The sequence below is a fragment of the Massilia sp. CT11-108 genome, assembly GCF_047302915.1.
Classification (GTDB): Bacteria; Pseudomonadota; Gammaproteobacteria; order Burkholderiales; family Burkholderiaceae_D; genus Telluria; species Telluria orientalis.
In genome coordinates this window covers 1-252 of the sequence record NZ_JBKYMO010001633.1, presented here as the reverse complement: position 1 = coordinate 252, position 252 = coordinate 1, and the positions used below count along the sequence as shown (strand labels likewise).

The following is a 252-nucleotide window of genomic DNA, read 5'->3' as shown; positions in this document are numbered from 1 at the left end:
GATCTGAACCGGTCTTTGCCCGAGTACAAGGCGTACCAGACCGACGAAGGTCTGGCCAAGCTGAGAAGAGTGCTAGTAGCATACAGCTTCAGGAACCCAGAGCTGGGTACTGTCAAGCTCTCAACATTGTGCGTCTCAAACAGTCAATCGAGAGACCATGCTGACGCCCAGGTCGTTGCTGGTTTGCTCATGTACGTGACGCTCTGGAATACCCGACGGGTCTCTGCTGACCCGCAGATATATGTCTGAGGA

Annotated in this window: 1 protein-coding gene; it reads left to right on the top strand. The window is 54.0% G+C overall.

All coding sequences use genetic code 11. From position 1 onward, the window contains the following. A partial coding sequence (locus ACEN88_RS35850) for a hypothetical protein (RefSeq protein WP_413347145.1) occupies positions 1-249 on the top strand: 249 nt, incomplete at its 5' end. Between the last annotated feature and the right edge of the window lie 3 nt (positions 250-252).